This is a genomic window from Verrucomicrobiia bacterium (genome assembly GCA_035765895.1).
Classification (GTDB): Bacteria; Verrucomicrobiota; Verrucomicrobiia; order Limisphaerales; family DSYF01; genus DSYF01.
Genome location: DASTWL010000081.1, coordinates 1 through 15241 on the forward strand (window position 1 = coordinate 1; position 15241 = coordinate 15241).

The following is a 15241-nucleotide window of genomic DNA, read 5'->3' on the forward strand; positions in this document are numbered from 1 at the left end:
ACTACTTTGGGGATCTCTACCGGCGCTGGCAGGCGCGGCTGGGCAGTCCCAAGGCCATCACGGCGATGGCGCACACTTGAGCGGACGACCCGCGAAAGGAATGCGACCGGAGGGAGCAGGCCCGCCGGGCCGAGCGAGCGACGGCGAGCGAGTCCACCTGGCGCGCAGCCTCTGGCACCTGATCAAACACCGCACCCCTTACGCCCCGACCGGGTGGCAACACGCGGAAGAAAAACTGAAGCTCAAGAAGATTCAACGCCTCCACCAATCCGCCACCGCCCTCGGCTTCAAACTCATCACCACCACCTGAACTTACACGCCTAGTTTCTTACGAGACCTCATAAGTTTCCATCTTCGGTGGAAAACGACGACCCAACAATATCAAAAGGCCTGTGCTGACGGCAATGCCAGCCGAAGCAAAAGCGAGCATCGTAGCTGTCTCGCGGAAATCGAGAGATGCAGTCAGACACAGAAACAGCATGACGGCGTAAGACGTGATGGTGGATGGCAGCAAGTCCGACCACAAGTCTGCGCTGAAGGCTCGCCGCCCAATGAAACCTCCGCAGAAGAATACGACGAGAACCAACAGGACCAGCGCCTCGCCAGTGTGGTCTGTCGGCTTTGGCTCTGCGGGCAACGGGAAGAAGATCTGAAAGACGAGCGCCGCTGCAACGGCTGCCGCAATGCCGCCACCGAAGAATCCGATGACATCTCGAAGCAATGGGCGGTTCAAATTCACAGTGCGCGTTGGATGAGGTCTAGACAGTATGGCTTTCGTTGAAGGTGGAAGGGGTGTCTGCTCTCCGGTGCAAACGTGGGTTGCGCCGCGGGAGCAGCGCCGAGCCACTAGTTGTGGGACTCACGCCCCCGACAACCAAGATACGAAGAGCAGCCACCATGAAGACCTATCTACTCCGCCAAGCCCCGCCCGTCCAGCGCCAATCGCGCCCCGGTTCCACTGCGGCAGCGGAATCCCCGGCACGGCGATTGATTCATCACGGAATTCTGGGAACGCAGGGTTGCCGAGCCTGCAAGGCTGCCTTGGGGCAGGCGGCTTTGACCCCGCCGCGCTAACGGCGGGCGAGGAGGTGTTGCATCTGGCCCCAGATGGCGGCGCGGACGTCGTCCACGGTGCCGCCGGCGTTGATGAGGTGGACGCGATTGGGCTCGGATTCGGCGATGGCCCGATAGCCGAGTTCGACGCGGTCGAAGAAGGCGCGGTCGCTTTCCTCAAAACGGTCACGTTGGATTTCCAACGGGAGATTGGGCTGGCGGGCGAGGCGGCGGGCTTCGCTGATTTCGGGGGCAACGTGCAGGAGCAGGGTGAGGTCCGGGCGCGTGTTGCCGACGGCGAGATCAATGACCTGGCGCACGGTGGCGAGGTTGAGTTCCCGGCCGTAACCCTGGTAGGCGATGGTGGAATCGTAGAAGCGGTCGCAGAGCACGATTTCGCCGGCGTCGAGCGCGGGGCGGATGACTTCGCGCACGAGCTGGGCGCGGCTGGCGTTCATGAGGAGCAGTTCGGCCTCGGCGGTCATCGCGTGGTTGGCGTGGCTGTGCTTGAGCGTGTGGCGGATTTCCTCGCCGATGGGCGTGCCGCCGGGCTCGCGCAGCGTCCGCACGAAGCAGCCCATGCCCCGCAGGCGTTGCGTCAGCAGGCTGACCTGCGTGGACTTGCCGCAGCCCTCGGTGCCTTCAAAGGTGATGAACAGCCCTTTCATCGCGAAATGGAAAACATCCGGCATCCCACAACCGACAACAAACATCCATGGCCTGGCGCGCCGCCGGCGGACCGGGACGTTGAGCGTTCGGTGTTGATGACGGGTCGTTTTTTCAAAGCTTCTTCAGTTTCGGCCCCTTCGCCGTGTCTTCAATGGCCCAGCCTTTGGCCTTCAGTTCCTCCCGCAGGGCGTCGGCGCGCTGGAAATCTTTCGCCTTTTTGGCGGCGGCGCGTTGGTCGGCGAGGGACTGGATTTCCGCGGGCACAGCGGCTTCGGTTTTCGTGCCGATGCCGAGGACGGAATCAACCTTTTCCCAGGCGGCGAGCGCGGCGGCGGCCTCGGCCGGGGGGAGGGAATTTTCCGCGAGGCGCTTGTTGGTGTCGCGCACCCAGTCAAACACCGCGGCCCAGGCCGCGGAGATGTTCAGGTCGTCCGCAAGCGCAGCGGCGAATTTCTGAAGCAGTTGATCCTTTTCGGCCGGAGGAGCCACTGCGTCCTTTGCCAGCTCTTTCAATTTACGCACGCACTCATCAATCCGCGCCAGGGCCGTCCGTGCGCCCGCGAGGCCGTCGAGCGTGAAGTTGAACGTCTCGCGGTAATGTGCCGTGAGCAGGAGATACCGCACTTCGCGCCCGGTGCAGCCTTTGCCCAGCAGGTCGCGCAGCGTAAAGAAGTTGCCGAGCGACTTGCTCATCTTCTTGCCCTCGACCATGAGGTGCGCGCCGTGCATCCAGTGTTTGACGAAGGGCCGGCCGGTGGCGCCTTCGCTCTGGGCGATTTCGTCCTCGTGATGCGGGAAGGCGAGGTCTTCGCCGCCGAGGTGGAGGTCGAACGTGGGCCCGAGGGCTTTCATGCTCATGGCGCTGCACTCGATGTGCCAGCCGGGCCGGCCTTCACCCCACGGACTGGGCCAGAAGACGTCGCCATCCTCGGGCACGCGTGCCTTCCACAACGCGAAATCCGCGACGCTTTCCTTTTCGTATTCGTCGCTCGCCACGCGTTCGCCCATCCGCATTTCGTCGAGATTCAACTTCACGAGCTGGCCGTATTGGCAGCCGCAGCCGCGATACTTCTCGATGCTGAAATAAACCGAGCCGTCCGCCGCCTTGTAGGCGAGGCCGCGTTCGATGAGCCTGCCGATCAGTTCGAGCATTTCGGGAATGTGCTCGGTGGCGCGCGGGGTGAGGTGCGGCCGGCGGCAACCGAGCGTCTGGAGATCCTCGAGAAACGCGGCTTCGTAGCGGCCGGTGAAGTCGCGGAGCGTGGTTTTGGTTTCGCGGACGCGTTTGATGATTTTGTCCTCCACGTCGGTGATGTTCATGACGTGGCGGACTGTGCAGCCGTTGAATTCGAGCGTGCGCCGGACGAGGTCCGCAAAGACGAATGTGCGCCAGTTGCCGATGTGCGCGTAGTCGTAAACGGTGGGCCCGCAGCAGTAGAGGCCGACGCGGTGGCCGGCCGGGTCCAGCGGGACGAACTCCTGCACGGAGCGGGTCAGGGTGTTGTAGAATCGCAAAGCCATGCGTAAAACGCCGCCAAAGTAGGGATGCGCCCGCGAAAGCAAAAGGGGAAAGTCCGGCCGGCGCGGCCGGCGAAGCGGCCGGGCGCAGAAATCTGTTGCCGCGGGACGGCGGCTGGCCCAGAAATGGAGTCGTCAATTCTCAATGGGGGCTGCCACGCAGAGTTGAAGCCGGCCTCCTGCGTGTGGCAATGTTCTGTGGGGAAACCACCGGGCCGGGGAGCCGGGCCGGGTGGTGAACCGAAGGCGAGCGCGACCATGAAACCCGAAAAAGGCGCCGGGCTGACCGCACCCTCCAAGGTGGCGTCGTGGGGCCGGCGTCTTTATTTCCCGCAGCCGGTCGCGTGGGTGGTGCTGGTGATTTCCCTCGCCGCCAGCGCCGGCGGCTGGTTCATCGCGTGGAAGCACGCCGAGCTGGAGGCCCGCAAGCGGTTTGACGACCAGGTGGGTGCCATTGTTTCCGGGCTGACCGAGCGGATGCAGATTTACCAGGACGTGTTGCACGGCGCGGTGGGTTTGTTTGCCGCCAGTTATTCGGTCGAGCGCGGCGAATGGCGGGCCTACATGCGGAGCGTGTCCGTCGAGAGCCGGTTTCCCGGCATTGACGCCGTGGGTTACATCGACCGGGTGCCGCGCGACGGGCTGGACGACTTCCTGCAAAAGACCCGCGCGGACAGCTGTCCTGGCTTCACCCTTCACGAACCCGGCACGAACGGAGATTTGCTGGTCGTGAAATACATCGAACCCGAGGAGCGGCTGACCGCGGCCCTGGGGGTGAACATTGCCCTCGATCCCGAACGCGCCACGGTGGCGGCCCGCGCGTGCGACGCGAACGCCTCGGCCATGAGCGGCACGCTGCTCATCCAGGACGAGTCGCGCGGGCCGGCGACGGGGTTCGTCATGATGCTGCCGGTTTACCGGCACGGACGGCCCACGGACACGGTGGCGCAACGGCGCGCCGCCATCGAAGGCTGGGTGTTTGCGCGCTTCATCACCGAGCAACTGCTCGGGCGTATCCTCGGACCGGAAAACCGTGACCTGCATTTGCGCGTGACCGATGTGACGGCGCCGGACCAGGAGGTGCTGCTGTTCGACGATGCCGCGACCCGCACGACGGAACGGCCGGAGGCCGGGGCGTGGTTTGCCGAGCAGATGGCCCTCAAAATTGGCGGGCACACGTGGATGTTGCACTTCACCTCGCGGCCGGCCTTCGAGGCGGCGAACCGTTACGGCGCGAGCCTCTGGGTCGGCAGCATGGGCGGGATGATCAGCCTGCTGCTGTTCGCCATTGCCTGGTCCCTGAGTTTGACGCGGGAGCGCGCCCTGGCGATGGCCGGCGAAATGACGCGCACGCTGCGCGAGACCAATCGCCGCCTCGAAACGGAGGTGCATGAACGCGAGCGCTCCGAGCAGGCGCTGAAACATTCCGAGGCGCTCTACCATTCGCTGGTGGAGAGCCTGCCCCTCAGCATCACGCGGCGGGACGTGCAGGGCCGGCTGGTGTTCGCCAATCAACGCTTCTGCACGCGCTTCAACCGCACGCTGGACGAGCTGCTCGGAAAAACCGACGACGAACTGTTCCCGCCCGAGCTGGCCGCCCGGCGCCGACAGGACGACCGGCAAGTCATCGAAACGGGCACGACGGTCGAAACGCTGGAGGAACGGCCCCTGCCGGACGGCCAGACGCGCTACGTGCAGGCCATTCGCACGCCGGTTTACGACGGCGGCAAGGCGGTGATCGGCGTGCTGGGAATTTTCTGGGATGTCACCGACAAGCGGCGCGCCGCCGCGGAACTGGAGCACGAGCGGTTTCTGCTCCGCACCCTGATGGACAACCTGCCCGAGCGAATTTACTTCAAGGACATTGAGAGCCGCTTCCTGCGCAACAGCCGGGCGCACCTCGAACGCTTTGGCCTCACTGAAGCCTCGCAGGCCATCGGCAAGACGGACTTCGATTTCTTCACGGATGAACACGCGCGCGAGGCGTTCGAGGACGAACAGGCCTTGATCCGGAGCGGCGGTTCGGTCACGAAGGAGGAACGCGAGACGTGGCCGGACGGCAGCGTGACGTGGGCGCTCAGCACGAAGATGGCGTTGCGCGACGAGAGCGGGAAAATCGTCGGCACATTCGGCATTTCGCGCGACATCACGGACCGGAAGCGCGCCGAGGAAGCCATGCGCGAAGCCAAGGAAGCCGCCGAGGAGGCGAGCCGGGCGAAAAGCCAGTTTCTCGCCAGCATGAGCCACGAACTGCGCACGCCGTTGAACTCCGTGATCGGTTTCGCGAACATTTTGCTGAAGAACAAGTCAGGCGCGCTGGGCGCGGCGGAACTCAACTTCCTCGATCGCATCCTGGCGAACGGCAAGCACCTCCTCGTGCTCATCAACCAGATTCTCGACCTGTCGAAGATCGAGGCGCGCAAGGTGGAACTGCAAACCGGTCCGGTCGCGCTCGACGCGCTGGTGCGGGAAACCGTGGCTCAGCAGGAAGGCCTCGTCCGCGACAAGCCGGTGCAGCTCATCACGGACGTGCCGCCGGTGGTGGCGCCCATCAGCACGGACGCCGAAAAGCTGCGGCAGGTCCTGATCAATTTGATGGGGAACGCGCTGAAGTTCACGGAGCAGGGGAGTGTGACCGTGCGGGTGGTCACCAACCCCGCCGACCACCGGCCCGTGCGGCTCGAAGTGGCTGACACCGGCATCGGCATTCCCCGGGAAAAACTCGGCGTCATCTTCGAAGCCTTCCAGCAGGCCGAGGCCGGCACCGCCCGCAAATACGGCGGCACCGGCCTGGGGTTGACGATTTCCCAGGCGCTTTGCCAGCTCATGGGCTATCGCATCGAGGTGACCAGCGAACTCGGCAAGGGCTCGACGTTCAGCATTTATTTTACGCCCGGCGTCCGGCCGGCGCCGCCGCCGGTTCTACCCGCCGCGCCCAAGGCGGTTCCACCTGTGTCGCCCGCCGATTTGCGCGGCAGGCTGGTGCTCGTCATTGACGATGAACTGGATTCGCGCACGCTGCTCACGCATCTGCTGGAGGAGTTCGGCTGCCAGGCCATTGCCGCCAGCTCGGGTGAACAGGGGCTGCACATGGCGCGGGAATTCCGGCCGCACCTGATCACCGTGGATTTGATGATGCCGCAACTGGATGGCTGGCAGGTCATCCGCGCCATCAAGGCCGACCCGGAACTGCGCGACATCCCCGTGGTGGTGGTCAGCATCGTGGCGGGCGAGAACCGCGGCAACATCATCGGCGCCGTGGACGTGTTGCAGAAGCCGGTCATCCGCGAAGAATTGCTGGCCGTGCTGCGGCGCAGCCTGCCCTTCAATCATCCGCGCATCCTGATCGTCGATGACGAGGAGGACGCGCGCCGGGTGCTGGCGGCGCATCTCGAGGATGAAGCCTGCGAAGCCCGCCTGGCCCGCAACGGCCGCGAGGCGCTCGAGGTGATGGAGAAATTCATGCCCGACCTGATCCTGCTCGACCTGATGATGCCGGTGATGGACGGCATGGCGTTTCTCAACCGCATCCGCACCATTCCACGGTTCCAATGGATTCCGGTTGTGGTCGTCACGGCCAAGGAACTCACCGTCGCGGAGGCGCAGCAGTTGCGGAAAACCGCGCAGGACGTCGTCAAGAAGGGCGACGTGTTTGAGGCCGACTTGAAAAGCATCGTGCGCCGGCTGCTCCAGACCAGCACCCGGCCGAACCCGCTGCCTCCCCCATGAACGGCGAAACAATTCCACTGCTGATCGTGGATGATGACCCGGTGTTTGCGCACTTCCTGCGGCAGCTGGTGCTTACCGTGCCGGCTGATGCGACGTTCGTGCCGCGCTGTGTCGATTCCGCCGAGAAGGCGATGACGGAACTGGGGCATGACGGTTACCAGGTCGTGTTGCTCGACTATCACCTCCCCCAGGCGGATGGATTGCAGATGCTGGCGCACATTCAGGCGCTGCCGGCCGCCGACCAGCCGGCGGTCATCATGCTGACCGGCAGCGGCAGCGAATCCGTGGCGGTGGAAGCCATGAAACGCGGCGCGAAGGACTACCTGCGAAAGACCGATCTCGACGTGCCCGCGCTGACGCGGGCCCTGCACAGCGCGCTGCTCCAGAAGCGGCTGGGCGATCAGGTGGCCGCCTACAATGCGCAAATGCGTGCCGATCTTGAAATGGCGCGGCACCTCCAGCAATCGCTGCTGCCGGATCATTATCCCAGTTTCCCGCCCGCGGCCGCCGCCGGCGATTCGGCGCTGCGCTTTGAACATCGCTTTGTGCCGGCCGCCGAACTGGCGGGGGATTTTTTCAGCGTGCAGCAGCTTTCCGACACGCGGGCCGGGGTGTTCATCTGCGATGTCATGGGGCATGGCGTTCGCGCCGCCCTGGTGACGGCGATGATGCGGGCGCTGGTGGACAGCGAAGCCGCGCGGGCGGCGCATCCGGGCGAGTTTTTGACCGGCATGAACCGCCGGTTGTGCCGGCTCATCCAGCCGGTGGGCGAACCCATGTTCGTCACGGCATTTTATTTGGTGGTGGATCTGGTGGCGGGAAGTTTGCATTACGCCGCCGCGGGTCATCCGCGTCCACTGCACCTCCAGCCGGCCGCCGGCCGGGTTGCGCCATTGCCGGTTGCGGAAGTTGGTTCGGCTCTGGGGCTGGTGCCCGAGGCCAGTTATGTCACCAGCGTGACGCCGCTCACGGCCGGCGACGTGGTGTTGCTGTTCACCGATGGATTGTTCGAGGTGGTGGGCGGTGAGGCGAAGGAGGATTACGGCAAGGAGCGGTTGCTGGCGGCGGCGCGGCACAACCTGCAGCGCACGCCCGGCGAGTTGTGTGATGCGTTGCTGGCGGACGTGCGGCGACACGCCGGCGGCGCGGAATTTGCCGATGATGTATGTTTGCTCAGCCTGCACGTCGCCCGGCTGGCGGGCGCGCCAACCTGATTTTTGAGGGGACATTCATAAACGCATGAAAAAAGTTGCGGTCGTCGAGGACAATCCGGACAACCGGCTGCTGGTGCGGGTGATTTTGGAATCGCTCTACGAAGTGGCCGAGTATGAAAGCGGCTTTGCGGCACTGGCCGGCTGGCAGCAGGACAAGCCCGACCTCGTGCTGCTCGACGTTTCGCTGCCGGAGATGGACGGCACCGAGGTGCTGCGACGGCTGCGGGCGGACGAGCGGTTGCGCGACCTGCCCGTCATTGCGCTGACCGCGCACGCCATGACCGGCGACCGCGAAAAATTCATTGGCGCGGGATTTGACGATTACGTGACCAAGCCGATCGTGGACGAGATGGTGTTGTTAAACGCCATTGAAAAGCTGCTGCTGGCACGGACGAAGCCCAATCCGGCATGAGTGATTCATCCAATCTTGATCCGGCCGCGATGCAACGCCTCCAGCGCCTCGGCGGGGACGGGTTCACCGGCAAGATGATCGAATTGTTTCTCGGCTACGCCGCCGAGAAGCTGGCCGACGCGCGCCGGGAACAGGCCACGGGCACGCTGGCGGGTGTCAGCAAGGCCGTGCATCCGCTCAAGTCCAGCGCGGGCAACGTGGGCGCCCGCCGGATGCAGGAACTGACGTTGCGCATCGAGGAAGCCGCGGGCGCCGGCCGGCGGGACGAAGTGGCCGCATTGCTGGCGGAACTGGATGCCGCCTTCACCGCCGTGAAACCGGAACTGGAGGCGATCAAGCGCAACCTGATGCCTCCGCCACCGGGTTGAAACCGGCCCGCGGCAAATTTGCATCGCCGGACGCCGCCGTGCTGACTACATTGCGCGCATGGTTCACGTTGGCATCGGATACGACGTTCATGCGCTGGTCACCGGCCGCAAGCTGGTGCTGGGCGGCGTCGAACTCCCGCACACCAAAGGCCTGGACGGTCACTCGGACGCGGACGCCTTGCTGCACGCCATCACGGATGCCGTGCTCGGCGCGATTGGCGAGGTGGACATCGGCCATTTTTTCCCCAACACGGACCCGCGCTGGCGCGGCGCCCCGAGCCGGATTTTTCTGGAGGAGGCGGCGAAACAGGTGCGGGCGCGCGGCGGCCGCATCGTGAACATTGACGCATCGCTGCTGGCCGAAGCGCCGAAAATTTTTCCCCACATCCAGCAGATGAAGGCCAACATCGCGGCGGCCCTCGGAGTGGATGCCCGGAAGGTGGGCGTGAAGGCCACCACCAACGAGCGCATGGGTTTCATCGGCCGCGAAGAGGGCATCGCGGCGATGGCCGTGGCGAGCGTGGATCTGCCGGAGGAAAGTTGATCTCCCCCCCCCCCCGAAAACGTCATCACCCGCCCGGCGGCACCCCTGCCGCGGCGCGTTGAAGCGGTGGAACCTTATGGCAAACAAAGCACAAATTGGCTGGGAACGGCGGCAGGAGGATGGCTCCAAGCTGGAGGTTTATGCCTTGCACACCGGCGGCCAATACCGATTCTTTGCGCGCGGGAAACGCTACGACGACTGGCAGCCGGTCAAGGAGCCGCCGCTGGAGGACTGGCTCGCGCTTCTCGACGCCGTGCAGCGGCGCGTGCAGCGGCGCAAGATGATGCCGGATGACGAAGCCCAACTGGTGCGCGCCATTCGCGAGCGGTTTCCGGAAGCGGAGGTCTGATTCATGAAAAAGCCGTTGATTTTGATTTCGCCTGACTTCGAGGCGAAGGGCGTTGAATTCAGCGATCCCTCGGTCAGCCTGTCGCTGCGGTATCCGGCGGCTGTGGCGGCCTGCGGGAGCGTGCCGCTGATCATGGCGACCACGGACGCGCGCGAATGCGTGGCGGAATACGTCCGGCGCAGCGATGGCGTGTTGTTGACCGGTGGCGACGACCTCCATCCGAACCTTTACGGCCCGAAGCTGCGGCCCGCGCTCAAGGCCAAGGCCGCCCCGACGCCGGATGGCGGCCGGCGCGACTTGTTTGAGTTGATGCTGCTGGACGAGGTGTTCGCACAACGCAAGCCCTTGCTGGCCATCTGCCGGGGCCACCAGATGTTGAACGTGGCGCTGGGCGGCACGTTGTTCGTCGATTTGCCGACGCAAAAACCATCGCGCATTGATCACCGCCAGATGAACCGGAAGTCGGAGCTGGTGCATTCCGTGCGGTTGACACGCGGTAGCCTGCTGGCCAAGATGGCCCAAAACCAGACGCTGGGCGTGAACAGCACGCATCATCAGGCGGTCAACCGGGTGGCGCCGGCCCTGCATGCCGTGGCGCGCAGCGCCGATGGCTTGGTGGAGGGATTGGAGCAAAAGCCGGGCAGGCAGATGTTGCCGTTCTTGTTGTCCGTCCAGTTTCATCCGGAACGATTGCTCCAGCAGCATCCCGAACATCGGGCGATATTCGAGGGATTCGTGCAAAGCTGTCTGGAAAACTCAGTTTAGACTTTTATGAAGGGCTCAATTTTGGTCGTCGAAGACGAAGCCGACATGCGGGAACTCCTGACCGAGGTCCTGAAGGACAGCTTTGAAGTGTCCGCCGCGGATTCAGGCGCGGCCCTGAAGCAGGCGTTTGCCGGATCGCAACCCGACGTGGTGTTGCTCGACCTCAAGCTGCCCGACGCCGACGGGCTCGATCTCCTGCCGCAAATCAAGAAGCAATGGGCGGGCACCGAGGTCATCGTCCTCACCGGCAATGCCACCTTCGAGGCGGCCATCAACGCGACCAAGCTCGGCGCGTATCATTTCCTGACCAAACCCTTTGAAACCCAGGGCCTGCTGGTGACGGTGGATCGCGCCATCGAACACCGCCGGCAAAGCGAGGAGAACAACTCGCTGCACAAGGCGGTTTCCGTGCTCAGCGGCGGCGCCTCCCCGGTCTTCACCAGCGCGGCGATGAAGGACGTGGTGCGCACCCTGCAACGCGTGGCCCCGAGCGACGTGCCGATTCTCATCACCGGCGAAAGCGGCACCGGCAAGGAAGTCACCGCCGACCTCATCCACGCGATGAGCAACCGCTCCAAAAGCCGCATCATAAAAATCAACTGCGCCGCCCTGCCGCGCGAATTGATCGAAAGCGAATTGTTCGGCTCCGTCAAAGGCGCCTACACCGGCGCCCACAGCGACCGCGAAGGGCTGTTCCGCCAGGCCGAGGGCGGCACGCTGTTCCTCGACGAAATCTCGGAAATGCCCATCGATACGCAAAGCAAGCTGCTGCGCGTGTTGCAGGATCAGGAAGTGCGTCCCATCGGCGGCAAGGTGAGTTACAAGACCAACTGCCGCATCGTGGCCGCCACCAACCGCAGGCCGGATGAAGCCATCAGGGACGGCAAGCTGCGTGAGGATTTGTTCTACCGCATCAGCGCCATCACGGTGCATCTGCCCCCGCTGCGCGAGCGCCGCGACGACATCATGCCGCTGGCGAACGCGTTCTTGAAACGCTTCGCATCCCAGGCCAACCGCACCATCAACGGCTTTGGGCCATCCGCCGTGGAGCGGCTGACCGGGTTCGACTGGCCCGGCAACGTGCGCCAGTTGCAGAACGAGGTCCAGCGCGCCGTGCTGTTGTGCGAAGGCAACACCGTGGACGGCACCGACCTCTCCATCACCAACGTCCGCACCAACGTGGAAGGCCAGGACACCAGCTTCACGTTGCTCGAAGGCGTGGAGCGCAACGCCATCATCCAGATGCTCAAGGAAACCGGCGGCAACAAGCTGGAAGCCGCCAAGCGCCTCGGCATTGGCCGGCAGACGCTCTACAACAAGATCAAGGCTTACGGCATCGAAGTCTGAGCCGGCGCCGCGCGCGCCGCGGTCGATTCGGCATCGTTTTTCCCGCAATCGGATTCGTCCGGTTGCGGGTTTTACTTTAGATACGCCGCGATGCCTTCGGCAAACGGCTTCGCCGTGAGGCCGAATTGGGCCGCGGCGGGTTCGCGTTCGCCCACGTTGTCTTCCTTCAACATCAGCAACTGGTCGCGATTCAACGGCGGGGCCTGGCGCAGCAACACGGGAAAGAGGAATTCCAACGCGGCCGCGGCCAGGCGCGCCAGCGGCAGCGGCACATGCAGCTTGAGGCGGCGGCGGTGTGTGGCGTGCAGGACGGCATCGAGCACGGCGTCGTAGCTCAACCGCTCCGGGCCGCAAACGTCGAACATTTTTCCCACGCTTGCGGGTTCGTTCAAGGCGCCCACGAAACAGCGGGCGACCTCCGCCACGGACACCGGTTGAAACAGGTTTTGGCCCGAACCCATGACCGGCAACACCGGTGACCGACGCGAGATTCGCGCGAACAGGTTCACGAAGCCGTCACCGGGACCGTAAATGAGCGAGGGGCGAAAGATGGTCCAATCGAGTCCGCTGGCGCGCACAGCTTCCTCGGCGGCCCACTTGGTTTGGTGATAGCGCGATCGGGCGTTGGGACGCGTGCCCAGGGCGCTCATGTGAATCCAGCGCCGGACGCCGGCGCGTTGCGCCTCGGCCAGCAGGTTTTGCGTGGCGTGCCGGTGGACGTTCTCAAACGTCTGCTCGCCGAACTCGCTGATGAGGCCGACGAGGTGGATGATCGCGTCGCAACTGGTGGCCGCGCCCGGCAAGGAGGCGGCCACCAGCACGTTTCCGGCGTGAGATTCCGCCGCGAACGCGGGGATCAGTTCCCGCGCGGAGCGTCCCTGCGGATCGCGCACGAGGACGCGGACGCGGTGGCTGGCGGCGTGCAACTGCCGCACGATTTCACGTCCCACAAAGCCCGTGGCGCCCGTGACGAGGATTTTCATGACCGGATCGCAGGTTGTATGGACAAACCCACCCCTGACCCCTCCCCGGAGGGGAACAGCGCTTCACTCCATCGCCTTCAGTTGTTCGCGAATCATCTGTGTCAACGGCTGCACCGTGGTTTCGCTGAATTCAAACCGGCAGCCCGCGGTCGCGAACAGCGCGGGCAGGGGACGGGAATTGCCCAGGGCGAGGGCGCGTTTGTAACGGGCCAGCGCGCCGGCCTTGTCACGGTGCGAGTTGACCCAGACCTGCAGGGCGCCCAACTGCGCGATCCCGTATTCAATGTAGTAAAACGGGTGCAGGAAAATATGGAGCTGCCGGTGCCAGAGTTTGGCGCGTTCGGCATCGAGTCCGCTCCAGTCCACGTCCCCATTGAACCGGCGGTGCAGTGCCACCCATGCGGCATCGCGTTCGGCATGGGTGTGGCCGGGATGCGTGTAAATCCAGTGCTGGAAGGCATCCACGGTCGCAATCCATGCGAGCACGCCAACAATGCCTTCCAGGTGCGTGCGGCGGGCGCGCGCGGCGTCGGCCGGCCCGTAAAACTCCTCGATGAATTCGTTGCCGAGCAGTTCCATGCTCATCGAGGCGACTTCACAAAACTCGATCGGCGCGCCGCGATAGGCATGGAGATCTTCGTCGCGGGTGGCGAGCGCATGAAACGCGTGACCCGCCTCGTGCAGGATGGTTTCCACGTCGCGTTGCAGGCCGACGGCGTTCATGAAAATGAAGGGCAGCCGGGCCTCGGACAGGGTGGATTGGTAACCGCCGGGGGCCTTGCCTTTGCGGTTGGCGAGATCCAGCAAGGTGAGTTCGCGCATCTGGCGGAAGCCGGCGGCGAGTTCGCCATCGAGCCGGTCGAAGATGCGTTGCGAACGCGCCACCAGATCGTCCACGTGATCGAACGGCTTCAGCGGCGGCCGGTTCAGCGGATCCACGGCCAAATCCCACGGGCGCAGCGTTGCAACGCCCAGTTTTGTCCGGCGTTCAGCGTGCAGTTCGCGCAAGAGCGGCGTGACTTCGGCTTCCACCGCGTGGTGAAAGCGTTCGCAATCGGCGGGCGTGTAATCGAAACGTCCCAGCCGGCGAAAGGCGTAATCGCGGTAGTTGGCGAAGCCTGCGTTGCCGGCAATCTGCCCGCGCAACCGGCTCAGTTCGTCGAATTGCTGGTCAAACGCCGCGGCCTCCCGCAGGCGGCGCGTGGCCACGAGCCGCCAGGCCTCCTCGCGCATTGGGCGGTCGGGTTCCTCCAAATGGCGGCCCATTTGCACCAGCGTTTTTTCCTCGCCGCGGAAGGTTACGGTGAGCGAGCCCGTGAGCTTCTGGTATTGCTGGCCGAGCTTGGCCTCTTCGGTTTCGAGCGGAACATTTTCGGGCCGGAACAGTTCGACCTGGCTGGCGGTGTCGCGGTCGAACACCTGGTAACGGGGCGCGGGCAGGGTGGCGCGCTGCGGATGTTTTACGAAGGCCTGTTGCAACGCAAACTGCCGCGGTTTGGCGTGGGGTTCGATGTGCTCGACGAAGTGCAGATAGGCCTTCTCCGCCTCGGCGTTGTCCGTGTGGCACGTCATCGCGATGTAACGCCGCGTTCCTTCTTCATCCAGCGCGGCATTGAGTTCGGACCAGTCGAGCAGCCAGCGTTCGAGCCCGGCGGCGGTGGCGCAATGCGTCAGGGCCCGGTCGAGCTGGTCAAACAGCGGAGCGATGGCGGCCCAGTTGTTCCAGTTCACCGCGGCGGGGACAAGGCGGCGGGGGCGATGGGGCGGGAGATTTCCGAACGGCAACAAATTCATGCGCCGGAAGATAATGCAAACCGGCGCCGACGAAACTGGAATTTGAATCAACCCGGGCGCGGGGCGGCGCCCGGCGGCGGGCTCAGGTCAGGTGCCGCAGCGCCAGCGCGGCGATGGTGACAATGAGCATCATGCCGGCGGGCATGAATTTTTTGGTCTTGGCGAGGCGCATGGCGAACACCACGAGCAGCAGCACCATCAGCACGTCGGCAAGGCTGCGGGCGAGTTTGGCGTCGAGGAAACCATTGATGGCGCACGCGGCCAGTGCGGCGGCGAAGCCGATGGACATGTAGAGGGAAACCTTGCTCCTGGCCTTGAAGAAGCCAATCAGGCCGCCCACCACCAGCAAAACAACGTAAATCCAGAGCACCGTGTAATGATTCATGCGCGCTGACAATAGACGGGAAGGGCGCCCGGGGCAAAAGGTTCTTGGGCTGGCTGAACAGTCACGATTTTTCCGGCTGCCCCGCAGTTGTCCCACCCTGCCTGCTGAAAT

The 15241-nt window shown here is 64.4% G+C and carries 15 protein-coding genes; 9 read left to right on the top strand and 6 right to left on the bottom strand.

Features of this window, described 5'->3' with window-relative positions:
- Positions 1-310 (top strand): hypothetical protein (locus tag VFV96_16035; protein HEU5071914.1); only part of this gene is annotated, 310 nt, incomplete at its 5' end.
- An 18-nt stretch (positions 311-328) separates the two neighbouring features.
- On the opposite strand, the gene VFV96_16040 is transcribed toward VFV96_16035, so the two are convergent.
- The 3 genes from VFV96_16040 to cysS all read right to left on the bottom strand — a co-directional run bounded on the left by VFV96_16040 (position 329) and on the right by cysS (position 3243).
- Positions 329-739 carry a hypothetical protein gene (locus VFV96_16040; GenBank protein ID HEU5071915.1) on the bottom strand — a complete coding sequence of 137 codons (411 nt, stop codon included), beginning with the start codon at positions 737-739 and terminating at the stop codon, positions 329-331.
- A 331-nt stretch (positions 740-1070) separates the two neighbouring features.
- The gene (gene tmk / locus VFV96_16045; GenBank protein HEU5071916.1) at positions 1071-1721 is read right to left on the bottom strand and encodes a dTMP kinase; all 651 of its coding nucleotides are present in this window, start codon (positions 1719-1721) and stop codon (positions 1071-1073) included.
- Positions 1722-1833: 112 nt separating this feature from the next.
- Complete coding sequence (cysS, locus tag VFV96_16050; protein ID HEU5071917.1) at positions 1834-3243, bottom strand: cysteine--tRNA ligase; 1410 nt, start codon at positions 3241-3243, stop codon at positions 1834-1836.
- Between the two features lie 255 nt (positions 3244-3498).
- Here cysS and VFV96_16055 point away from each other — a divergent pair, with 255 nt between their 5' ends.
- From VFV96_16055 to VFV96_16090, 8 genes are all read left to right on the top strand, one after another.
- The gene (locus tag VFV96_16055; GenBank protein HEU5071918.1) at positions 3499-6969 is read left to right on the top strand and encodes a CHASE domain-containing protein; all 3471 of its coding nucleotides are present in this window, start codon (positions 3499-3501) and stop codon (positions 6967-6969) included.
- A complete protein-coding gene (locus VFV96_16060) occupies positions 6966-8183 on the top strand; it encodes a fused response regulator/phosphatase (GenBank protein ID HEU5071919.1) in 1218 nt (405 codons plus the stop codon). The genes VFV96_16055 and VFV96_16060 overlap by 4 nt, the downstream gene beginning before the upstream one ends.
- A 25-nt stretch (positions 8184-8208) precedes the next feature.
- Complete coding sequence (locus tag VFV96_16065) at positions 8209-8595, top strand: response regulator (protein HEU5071920.1); 387 nt, start codon at positions 8209-8211, stop codon at positions 8593-8595.
- Positions 8592-8963 (top strand): Hpt domain-containing protein, encoded by a 372-nt coding sequence (locus VFV96_16070; protein HEU5071921.1) that lies wholly within the window; start codon positions 8592-8594, stop codon positions 8961-8963. Before VFV96_16065 ends, VFV96_16070 begins: the two co-directional genes overlap by 4 nt.
- Positions 8964-9021: 58 nt before the next feature.
- Positions 9022-9507, top strand: a complete 486-nt coding sequence (ispF, locus tag VFV96_16075; protein HEU5071922.1) for a 2-C-methyl-D-erythritol 2,4-cyclodiphosphate synthase — start codon at positions 9022-9024, stop codon at positions 9505-9507.
- A gap of 76 nt (positions 9508-9583) precedes the next feature.
- Positions 9584-9856 (top strand): hypothetical protein, encoded by a 273-nt coding sequence (locus VFV96_16080; protein HEU5071923.1) that lies wholly within the window; start codon positions 9584-9586, stop codon positions 9854-9856.
- A gap of 3 nt (positions 9857-9859) precedes the next feature.
- Positions 9860-10621 carry a gamma-glutamyl-gamma-aminobutyrate hydrolase family protein gene (locus tag VFV96_16085; protein ID HEU5071924.1) on the top strand — a complete coding sequence of 254 codons (762 nt, stop codon included), beginning with the start codon at positions 9860-9862 and terminating at the stop codon, positions 10619-10621.
- Between the two features lie 6 nt (positions 10622-10627).
- Complete coding sequence (locus VFV96_16090; GenBank protein HEU5071925.1) at positions 10628-11968, top strand: sigma-54 dependent transcriptional regulator; 1341 nt, start codon at positions 10628-10630, stop codon at positions 11966-11968.
- 71 nt (positions 11969-12039) lie between these two features.
- Here VFV96_16090 and VFV96_16095 read toward each other — a convergent pair whose 3' ends face one another.
- From VFV96_16095 to VFV96_16105, 3 genes are all read right to left on the bottom strand, one after another.
- Positions 12040-12951, bottom strand: a complete 912-nt coding sequence (locus tag VFV96_16095) for a complex I NDUFA9 subunit family protein (protein HEU5071926.1) — start codon at positions 12949-12951, stop codon at positions 12040-12042.
- Positions 12952-13014: 63 nt separating this feature from the next.
- Positions 13015-14745 carry a M3 family oligoendopeptidase gene (locus tag VFV96_16100; GenBank protein HEU5071927.1) on the bottom strand — a complete coding sequence of 577 codons (1731 nt, stop codon included), beginning with the start codon at positions 14743-14745 and terminating at the stop codon, positions 13015-13017.
- A gap of 82 nt (positions 14746-14827) precedes the next feature.
- On the bottom strand, positions 14828-15130 hold the full coding sequence (locus VFV96_16105; protein ID HEU5071928.1) for a TMEM14 family protein: 303 nt from the start codon (positions 15128-15130) through the stop codon (positions 14828-14830).
- Between the last annotated feature and the right edge of the window lie 111 nt (positions 15131-15241).

Coding starts and splice junctions, on each gene's coding strand:
- tmk (HEU5071916.1), bottom strand. CDS start 1,721: ATGAAAGGGCTGTTCATCACCTTTGAAGGCACCGAGGGCTGCGGCAAG.
- cysS (HEU5071917.1), bottom strand. CDS start 3,243: ATGGCTTTGCGATTCTACAACACCCTGACCCGCTCCGTGCAGGAGTTC.
- VFV96_16055 (HEU5071918.1), top strand. CDS start 3,499: ATGAAACCCGAAAAAGGCGCCGGGCTGACCGCACCCTCCAAGGTGGCG.
- VFV96_16060 (HEU5071919.1), top strand. CDS start 6,966: ATGAACGGCGAAACAATTCCACTGCTGATCGTGGATGATGACCCGGTG.
- VFV96_16065 (HEU5071920.1), top strand. CDS start 8,209: ATGAAAAAAGTTGCGGTCGTCGAGGACAATCCGGACAACCGGCTGCTG.
- VFV96_16070 (HEU5071921.1), top strand. CDS start 8,592: ATGAGTGATTCATCCAATCTTGATCCGGCCGCGATGCAACGCCTCCAG.
- ispF (HEU5071922.1), top strand. CDS start 9,022: ATGGTTCACGTTGGCATCGGATACGACGTTCATGCGCTGGTCACCGGC.
- VFV96_16080 (HEU5071923.1), top strand. CDS start 9,584: ATGGCAAACAAAGCACAAATTGGCTGGGAACGGCGGCAGGAGGATGGC.
- VFV96_16085 (HEU5071924.1), top strand. CDS start 9,860: ATGAAAAAGCCGTTGATTTTGATTTCGCCTGACTTCGAGGCGAAGGGC.
- VFV96_16090 (HEU5071925.1), top strand. CDS start 10,628: ATGAAGGGCTCAATTTTGGTCGTCGAAGACGAAGCCGACATGCGGGAA.
- VFV96_16095 (HEU5071926.1), bottom strand. CDS start 12,951: ATGAAAATCCTCGTCACGGGCGCCACGGGCTTTGTGGGACGTGAAATC.
- VFV96_16100 (HEU5071927.1), bottom strand. CDS start 14,745: ATGAATTTGTTGCCGTTCGGAAATCTCCCGCCCCATCGCCCCCGCCGC.
- VFV96_16105 (HEU5071928.1), bottom strand. CDS start 15,130: ATGAATCATTACACGGTGCTCTGGATTTACGTTGTTTTGCTGGTGGTG.